Here is a 9,197-nt window from a genome sequence, read left to right as displayed (position 1 = left end):
TTGCTTACAATTTTGCTGAGAAAAAACCATCTTTAAAAAACAACTTTGTAGATACTAAACAATTAATTCTTTTTCAATAATTTTATGTCGAACTCACGTTATTTAATATAATTAATTTATTTTTTGAAACTTAATATTGCTAATAAAAACTTGAAGAAATTTCAATTTATAAAAGATTTTTTTAAATAAAAACATACAAAGTCATGAGATTTGTGCAGTTTTTTATGAGAACTCTTTATGGATGGTTCTTATCTTTAGCAACCATTATTTTTACTAAGGTCACGTTTATAAAGCACCTTATTGTCTTTTGCAATATAGTCGCTCGATATAATCAAATAGGGATGGTTAGGTGAACATCCTGCACTGCGGCTTTTTACAATTATTTTGTCGTTGACTTTTAGGCTTTTTAACTTTTCAAATTCTTCAGGAACAAATTGCATCATGTAATCTTCGTCACCAATCTTTACGATAAGCCATTTTGGACCTGATGGTGAAGCGTTTTCACGTTGAAAAGTAACAGAGGTTACCACAGCTTCCATATCGCTGAAAGCCTCTATATTCTTGCTTATTTTATCATAACTGGCACTTACTTTTTTACCTTCAGGAGAATCTTCCCATTTTTTGTACATAATACCGTCTGGTGAAGCTTCCCATTTTTTCTTTTCTGCTATTGGGTCTTTCTTTTTAACAACGGCCAACTGTTTTTGGGATGGCTTTGTTTTACTTTTTATTTCACAATTAGTAAATACTAATCCGATTACCACTGCCAGCGGTAAGATCAGGAAAAAGAGGCTTTTTTTCATAGGTTCATATTCTTTTAAAATTGATTAAGCGAATATAGTTTGATATTTTCTGGACGGAGTAATTTGGATTGTAAATAAAAATGTAAATTTTGTAAAATAAATAGTAAATGTAGGTATTGAGAGGATTTCTGTGATTTTATTGTTGTAATCTATTTCAAATATTTTGTTCTTAAATCGATACCATCCTCTAGATAAGGTTCATTAGGATGTTTTATGACATAGTTTTTAACAGCAACTCTTACTAATGAATCTAGCCATTTTTTCCCATGTCTTTTAATAATTTCTTTCTCCATTACTTTTTCGTAACAATATAAAGTGAATCCTTCTGGAGGTCGTATACATGAACTCAAACTATGAATAGTTTCAATATTATACTTTTTAGTAATCAAATTTAATTCTGCAACTACTCTTTCAGGATAATTTCTACAATAATATACTAGCTTATTTTTTAATAAATCTTTTTCAGCTCTTTTAGTTTCGTACGGACAGATTGTATCAACAACAATTATTTTTTTATCAGGATTTTCTAATTTTATATTTTCATATTCTGCCCAAGAATAAACTTTTACAGGTTCAACAGATCTATTGCAACTAGATAGCAATAATAAAAGTGACAATATGAATATTAGTTTTTTCAATGTTCTTGATTCAAAATAACTGATAACGTTTTGTTTATAGTAGGTATTGTCAAATATAAAAAAATGCGCAAATTCAGGAGAGATTTGCGCAGTTTGTATTATTCAAGTTCTTTATCATAAAATTGGAAGCTTAAATTTTGTGGAATTCCAAGTCGAGTTTTTTCAATAGTAAAATCTCTTTCATTATTAAAACTATACATTTTATAATTATCATTTCTATAATCGATAATAAAAAAGTTAGTCACTTTTCTATTTGGTTTAAGACTGTCATAATCCATGAAATGCGCTTCATTATTTTTACAGGGATGTTGCTTGCCAATTATAAAGTCTTCATTGTGTCCAACTGCAAAAACGTTATGACCAATAACAATTTTTTCAGGTTCATAAATGCTATCACCATTTTTACTACAAGCAATCCATGTATTTTCGTCCCATTTAGCTATATAAAAACCTTTTTTTATCTCGTTGGTTGATTCATTTGTGCCAAAATAACAACTAATCAAACAAAGGCAAAATGATAAATAAAATAATTTTTTCATAGTTATATTTTAATTGACTTACTTATCGCTAATGGTTTGACTTAAGTTTCAACTATCAAATATAAAAAAAATGCGCAAAGTCAGGAGACATTTGCGCAGCATTTTATGGGAAGTCTTTGCGTAGCTGAGTTAACAACGTAATTATTTTTCAATTTGTTTTTCTAAATCTTCAATAAAAATTTTTCTTGATAAACAATAAAGATAAACATCTTCTCCCCACATGCTTTCAATAACTATATTAGTTTTTCCAAGACTTGTTATTTTGTAAGGCCTAAAACTTGTAAAAAAATCTTTCCTTTTCTCTATTTTTAATTCAGTCGATTTAGAGTTGAAATAATATTTATTGTCTTTAAAATTGTAATCACAAGATGTTTCAAAAATTTTCAAAATGTTTTTTGTAGTGAACATACATAAAGTGTAATATTTTGGCTCAACAAATTGAATAATATCGTCAAAAGTTCCCAAATCGTTAATTCCACAATTTTGGTTTGATATGACATGAAATCTATTATTTTGAAAATAGTAATCGAAGAATTTTGTTTTTGGAAGTTGTTCTATATCATTTGGTCGATTAATTTTTGTTCTTAAAACTTCTTGAACAATTAAACTTACATCATTTGTATAATACCAATTTTGTAAAGTAAATTTTTCTTTTTTTAATCTATCTCGATTTAAGATTACTTTTTCAATATAGCTTAAACACCTTGAAACATCCTTGTCTGGAGAGTCAATGAATATATTTAAATCTGCGGATTCATCTTTGCTACTAGAATCTTTTCTCCATGCACGAAAACTAATCGTTTCATCTTGATTTAAAAAAATTAGAATGGATTGGTTGTAATTTAATAATTCGGATAATTTTTGAGCATATTGACCAACAATCAAATTCTTGTTCATCTCTTCGGTATAATAATATGTTGAACAGACTAATTCAATGTTTCCAAAATTCTTTTTAAAAAAAGTATTTTTATGACTAAATGCTGAATTACAAATCAGGAATAGAAAAAATAGTATTTTAATTCTTTTTGTCATTTATTATGTTGTATAACGTTATTTGGCTTGCATTCAGTGGCTTTTATTGTTACTGACTTTAACAAATATACCGAAAACTTTTGAAAATAAAACGTGTTGGAAAAGAAAAAAGATAAGATACCAAACATCCAAATAAGCTCAAGCGCAGAAAAGCAAAAAAACCTATGTTAGCAACTGGTTTTATAAATACGTATTAAAACAATTCTATTTCGTTTTAAATTTTGATTATATCCTGCACTCAAAACTAAAAACGTATTTTTTAAAGTTTTTTTATTGTAAATTTTGAGGAAAGTTCCATTTTCTTGTTCAGTAATTTTTAGTTTATAATGATCTTTTTCTGTCATTATCATTGTTGAACTGGTTCCATTTCCATTTGACTTTCCATTAACTTGCCAAAATGATTTTAAATTATCAAAACTCCATGTAATTGTTTGGTTACATTTTATATAATCGAATCTATCATCAAAGTAAATTGTATCTGACTTGAAAAATAGGCTATCTTGATTGCAAGAAACCCAACTTTTCAAATTATTATATTTTAATAATTCTAAAATATTTTTTTTAGTTGGATTATTATTTTGTCCAAAAATTATTGAAGTAAAGAAAAGAAATGAAAAGAGTTGTTTCATTGATTTGAGATTTTTTAAACTTGCTACTAACTTGTATATATGTGCCACAAGCAAATATTTACAAATACTTATAAATGCATATAAGCATTTGTAAATATAAAAAATCCTCAATCGTTTTTACAATCAAGGATTTAATGTTTTAGATAAAAAAAGAAATTTATTTTTTTAAGACTTTGTATTGCTCATAACATTGACTTATGGCATCCAAAATCTGTAAATCATTTGCTGTTTGTATAAATGCTTCTGAGTAGCTGCAATGTTGGAGAATTTCTGCAATTTCATTCTTAGTTACTCCTAATAAAATGCAAATCGTTTCTCTGTCAAACTTGGTTTCAAGAAGATTTTTTACCGTATCATCTTTCTTCATTTCCTTTAACCTGCGGAGTTCTTTAGGTTTTTTACCAAAGAAATTGTACAACATATCGGCAGGATTGAAAATTGAATTCATCACACGTGAAAACGCATTTGGTGAACGTTCACCCATTTCATATGCAGCAGGAAGTCCAGAAATACTATAACGGAAATTTTCTTCTTCAGGAATAAGTTTTGAGTCAACTTCTAGATATCCGGTAAGATTGTAGCGTTTTATTTTTACTTCTTCAAGTGCAATGGCTTTTTCTGTAAGTATTAATTTAGCTGTACCATTTTTAATCCAGTCATTCGTTACTCTAACTCTCAAGGATTGAAAACCAATCATGGTGATGTGAAGTGTGTCATTTACATCGGCATCAATTTCAAAAGCACCTTTTGTATCGGTTGTAGAACCTCTTACTTTGTTGATATTTATTATATTAGCATTGGGTAATGCTAAAGAAGTTGTTCCGTTTATTACTGTTCCATACACTTTCTTCTTCGTCAAAAGCTCTTGCGAAAAAGCATTTGAGTTGAAAAGGAAGAGTAAAATTAGAGCAAAATATCTCATGTTTCTGTTTGAAAGTTTAAAAGTATAAAACTCTTAAAGAATTTCGATAGGTTTTGTAAATTATTATAAGAAAATTAACAATCCAATAAAATTACAAAAAAAAATTCCAAATCCCAATAGAAATCATTGGAATTTGGAATTAAATATTTGTTATCTAAAAAAAGCTTAGCTTCTTCTTGGTCTTCTTACTTTAGCAGCGTCAAAAGAACGACTTGCTGGTCTGTCAGAATTGTCATCAGAACGTCTTGGAGCTCTTTCTTCTCTTTGAGCCGAACCTGGTTCTCTTCTTGGAGCTGAACTTCTTTCGCTTCTAAAACCGCCTTCTCTTGCTGGTCTGTCTGATGAAAATCCACCTTCACGTTTTGGAGCCGAACTTCTGTCTCCGCCACTTCTTGGACCGAAACTTCCAGAACCTCTTCTTTCGCCACCAGAATTTCTATCGCCTCTAAAACCACCTGAGCTTCTTCCGCCACCGAAACCACCACCACTTCTTCCATTATGGTCACGTCTTTCACGGCTTCCGCCATCGTTTTTAGAAATTTCAACGTTGATTCTTCTTCCGTTAAGGTCAAATCCGTTAAGGACAGACATAACTTTATCAGTATGTTCTCCGTCAGTATTAAAGAAAGAGAAACCTTCTTTTACATCAACTTTGAAAACGTCATCACGACCCAAATCTAATGTTTCTTTCAAGAAATCTTTCAATTGCATCCAATCGAAATCGTCTCTAGCACCAATATTTACGAAATAACGAACAGGATCTCCAGCTCTAATTTCTCTTGGTTCAGAACTTCTTTCGCTTCTGTCACTACCTTTTTCACCTGATAAATCACGTTTCTTTTTGTAGTAATTGATGAATCTGTTGAATTCTACAGAAACCATTTTCTTGATTAATTCTTCTTTAGTTAAACCATCAAGAACTTCGTTGATTGCCGGTAAATAGTTGTCTATTTCGTGGTCAACTTCAGTATCTTTAATTTTATTAGCTAAGTGCAACAATTGGATTTCGCAAATTTCCATTCCAGAAGGAATAGTCTTTTCTTGAAATTTTTGTTGGATAATTCTTTCGATAGACGAAATTTTACGAATCTCACTTTTAGTGATGATTACGATAGAAGTTCCTAATTTACCAGCACGACCAGTACGACCTGAACGGTGATTATAGGTTTCAATTTCGTCTGGTAATTGATAATTTACTACGTGAGTAATGTTATCAACGTCAATTCCACGAGCAGCAACGTCTGTCGCAACAAGCATTTGAATTTGACGACCTCTAAAAGATTTCATTACACCATCACGTTGCGCTTGAGATAAATCTCCGTGCAATGCAGCAGCACTGTAACCGTCTTCAATTAATTTTTCTGCAACCGCTTGTGTATCACGTTTTGTTCTACAAAAAACTACAGAAAAAATATCTGGATTAGCATCGGCTAAACGTTTTAAAGCTTCGTAACGGTCACGAGCATTCACGCAATAAAATTCGTGAGAAACTGTAGCCGAACCTGAATTTTTGCTACCAACAGTAACTTCTGCTGGATCGTGCATAAATTTCTTTGCAATTCTTGCTACTTCTGCAGGCATTGTTGCAGAGAATAACCAAGTATTTTTCTCGTCTGGAGTATCCGATAAAATGGATACAATGTCTTCATAAAAACCCATGTTCAACATCTCATCTGCTTCGTCAAGAATACAGAAATTGATGTTTTTGATGTTTACAAGACCACGATTAATCATGTCTTGCATTCTACCTGGAGTTGCAACAATAATTTGTGCACCTCTTTTAATGTCTCGGGCTTGTTCTGTAATACTTGCACCACCATAAACTGCCACTGTATTAATACCTTTTACGTATTTAGAGTATTGTTTAATTTCGTTGGTGATTTGTAAGCATAGTTCACGCGTTGGTGATAAAATTAACGCTTGTGTGCTTCTGTCTTCAGCATCTATTTTTTGGATAAGCGGAAAACCAAATGCTGCTGTTTTCCCTGTTCCTGTTTGTGCTAAAGCTACTAAGTCTGTGTTTTTTTCCAATAAGACTGGAATGGCTTTTTCTTGCACTTCTGACGGATTCTCAAATCCTAGATCTTTGATCGCCAGCAGTAACGACTCATTCAGACCTAATTGTTCAAATTTATTCATAAAGTATTTTAAATTGGGTGCAAAGGTAGTCTTTAAAAACCATATAGCCTAATTTGTTAACTATTGATAATTAATTAGTTATGATTTATTCAAACTATTAGTTTTCCTATTCAGTCTAGATTTAAGGAATTGGGTACTTTTTTTTTACTGAAATCTGTGACTGCGACCGACTACTATTTCAAAAATTCAATCAATTGTTTTACTGCAATTCCACGGTGACTAATGTTTGATTTTTCTTCGATAGAAAGTTCTGCGAAGGTCTTTGTATAGTGGTTTGCAATAAAAATTGGATCGTAACCAAAACCATTGTCTCCAATTTTTTCATCAATGATTTTTCCGTTAATGATTCCGGTGAAAAGATGCTGTTTGCCTTTATAATTCAAACAAATAACAGTTTTGAAATTGGCTTTTCTGTTGGTTTTATCTTTAAGATTTGATAATAATTTATTCATATTATTATCATCGTTTTTTGGTTCACCTGCATATCTAGCAGAGAAAACGCCTGGTTCACCATTTAGTGCATCAACCTCCAAACCAGAATCGTCCGCAAAACAATCATATCCATATTTTTGGGTAACATAATTAGCTTTCAAAATAGCATTTCCTTCTATTGTATCAGCGGTTTCTGGAATTTCTTCTGTGCAACCAATGTCTTCAAGACTTAAAATTTGAATAGAATTTGGAACACAAAGTTGGATTTCTTTAATTTTATTTTTGTTGTTGGAAGCAAAAACTAGTTTCATGTGTAAATGATTTAAATACAAATTTAGATTTCTTATTTGATAAAACACGTAAAACTACGCTATTCTATTTCAAAAATGGAACTTAAATTTGTCCCAAGTAGTTAGGTTAATTTTTGTTATACAGAGGATTTTTAAAATTCTACAAGTTTTAGCAAAAAAATAATTCCTTGATGCCACATTCTTCGTTTAGATTTTTTCTAAGGTATAAATTGATTTGGGGTCTTTTATATTCACAAGGTATTAAAGGAGTTATTAGAATTAAATATGAGAAAAAGCAGCTTTATATAGCTGCTTTTTTGATTATTATGCAATTTTTAATGTCATTTAAAATTGATATAAATATTTCTAAACCAATAAAAAAATAATCACTACTTTTGCATCGTTTTTTAACAACTTATTTATCATGGTAAAAGATTTATTTGAAAGAATACAAAACAATAAAGGACCATTAGGAAAATGGGCTTCACAAGCAGAAGGATACTTTGTGTTTCCTAAATTAGAAGGAGAATTAGGTCCAAGAATGCAATTTCAAGGAAAAGATATTTTAAACTGGAGTTTGAACGACTATTTAGGTCTTGCTAATCATCCAGAAGTAAGAAAAGCAGATGCTGATGCAGCCATTCAATATGGTGCGGCTTATCCAATGGGAGCAAGAATGATGAGTGGTCATACCAATGCTCACGAACAATTAGAAAATGAATTAGCGGCTTTTGTTATGAAAGAATCTGCCTATTTATTGAATTTTGGTTACCAAGGAATTATGTCATGTATTGATGCATTGGTTACTAAAAATGACGTAATTGTTTATGATGTTGATGCGCATGCCTGTATCATTGATGGTGTTCGTTTGCATATGGGAAAACGTTTTACTTACCGTCACAATGACATTGAAAGCATGGAGAAAAATCTTCAACGTGCTACAAAATTAGCTGAAGAAACTGGTGGTGGTATTTTATTTATCACTGAAGGAGTTTTCGGAATGCGTGGTCAACAAGGAAAGTTGAAAGAAATTGTAGAAATGAAAAAGAAATACAATTTCCGTTTATTAGTTGATGATGCTCATGGTTTTGGTACTTTAGGTAAAACTGGAGCTGGAGCAGGAGAAGAGCAAGGTTGTCAAGATGGAATTGATGTTTATTTTTCGACTTTTGCAAAATCAATGGCGAGTATTGGTGCTTTCTTAGCTGCCGATAAGGATATTATTGATTATTTAAAATATAATTTACGTTCACAAATGTTTGCTAAAGCATTACCAATGATTCAAACAGTTGGTGCTTTAAAACGTTTGGAATTGTTACGTAAATCATCAGAATTGAAAGATAAACTTTGGGAAAACGTAAATGCTTTACAAGGTGGATTAAAAGCTAAAGGCTTTAATATTGGTGATACAAATACATGTGTAACTCCTGTTTACCTTGAAGGTTCAATTCCGGAGGCAATGATTATGGTAAATGACTTGAGAGAAAACTATGGTATCTTCTTGTCAATTGTAGTTTACCCTGTAATTCCAAAAGGAATAATTTTACTTAGAATGATTCCTACAGCTTCACATACTTTGGCTGATATTGATGAAACGTTAGCAGCATTTGAAGCTATTCGTGAAAAATTAGTAAACGGAACTTATGCTAAAATTGCAGAAGCAAGTGTTGAGAATGTAGAATAGTTTACATATTTTATTTTTATAAATTAAAATCCATTCATTAATTTGAATGGATTTTTTTTTGTATATTTAGTATTCTAAAAATTTGAAAT

9 protein-coding genes are annotated in these 9,197 nt (G+C 30.7%); 1 reads left to right on the top strand and 8 read right to left on the bottom strand.

The window, feature by feature from the left end:
* Positions 1–254: 254 nt before the first annotated feature.
* The 8 genes from ABD771_RS07075 to ABD771_RS07040 all read right to left on the bottom strand — a co-directional run bounded on the left by ABD771_RS07075 (position 255) and on the right by ABD771_RS07040 (position 7,445).
* Positions 255–698 carry a hypothetical protein gene (locus ABD771_RS07075; RefSeq protein ID WP_345092673.1) on the bottom strand — a complete coding sequence of 148 codons (444 nt, stop codon included), beginning with the start codon at positions 696–698 and terminating at the stop codon, positions 255–257.
* A gap of 254 nt (positions 699–952) precedes the next feature.
* On the bottom strand, positions 953–1,420 hold the full coding sequence (locus ABD771_RS07070; protein ID WP_345092670.1) for a hypothetical protein: 468 nt from the start codon (positions 1,418–1,420) through the stop codon (positions 953–955).
* Positions 1,421–1,539: 119 nt separating this feature from the next.
* Positions 1,540–1,980, bottom strand: coding sequence for a DUF3997 domain-containing protein (locus ABD771_RS07065; protein ID WP_345092667.1), 441 nt, complete (start codon positions 1,978–1,980; stop codon positions 1,540–1,542).
* Between the two features lie 141 nt (positions 1,981–2,121).
* Entirely contained in the window at positions 2,122–3,012 is an 891-nt protein-coding gene (locus ABD771_RS07060; protein WP_344816150.1) for a hypothetical protein, read from the bottom strand.
* 167 nt (positions 3,013–3,179) lie between these two features.
* Complete coding sequence (locus tag ABD771_RS07055) at positions 3,180–3,641, bottom strand: hypothetical protein (protein ID WP_344816149.1); 462 nt, start codon at positions 3,639–3,641, stop codon at positions 3,180–3,182.
* 157 nt (positions 3,642–3,798) lie between these two features.
* Positions 3,799–4,563, bottom strand: coding sequence for a carboxypeptidase-like regulatory domain-containing protein (locus tag ABD771_RS07050; RefSeq protein ID WP_298303129.1), 765 nt, complete (start codon positions 4,561–4,563; stop codon positions 3,799–3,801).
* 165 nt (positions 4,564–4,728) lie between these two features.
* On the bottom strand, positions 4,729–6,702 hold the full coding sequence (locus tag ABD771_RS07045; protein WP_345092662.1) for a DEAD/DEAH box helicase: 1,974 nt from the start codon (positions 6,700–6,702) through the stop codon (positions 4,729–4,731).
* Positions 6,703–6,875: 173 nt separating this feature from the next.
* Complete coding sequence (locus ABD771_RS07040; RefSeq protein ID WP_345092659.1) at positions 6,876–7,445, bottom strand: non-canonical purine NTP diphosphatase; 570 nt, start codon at positions 7,443–7,445, stop codon at positions 6,876–6,878.
* A 403-nt stretch (positions 7,446–7,848) separates the two neighbouring features.
* Between ABD771_RS07040 and capB the strand changes: the two genes are divergently transcribed.
* The gene (gene capB / locus ABD771_RS07035; RefSeq protein ID WP_344816146.1) at positions 7,849–9,108 is read left to right on the top strand and encodes a cysteate-C-fatty acyltransferase; all 1,260 of its coding nucleotides are present in this window, start codon (positions 7,849–7,851) and stop codon (positions 9,106–9,108) included.
* Positions 9,109–9,197 lie beyond the last annotated feature (89 nt).

It is taken from the genome of Flavobacterium chungnamense (assembly GCF_039539165.1).
Classification (GTDB): domain Bacteria; phylum Bacteroidota; class Bacteroidia; order Flavobacteriales; family Flavobacteriaceae; genus Flavobacterium; species Flavobacterium chungnamense.
This window is presented reverse-complemented; position numbering and strand designations above follow the sequence as displayed.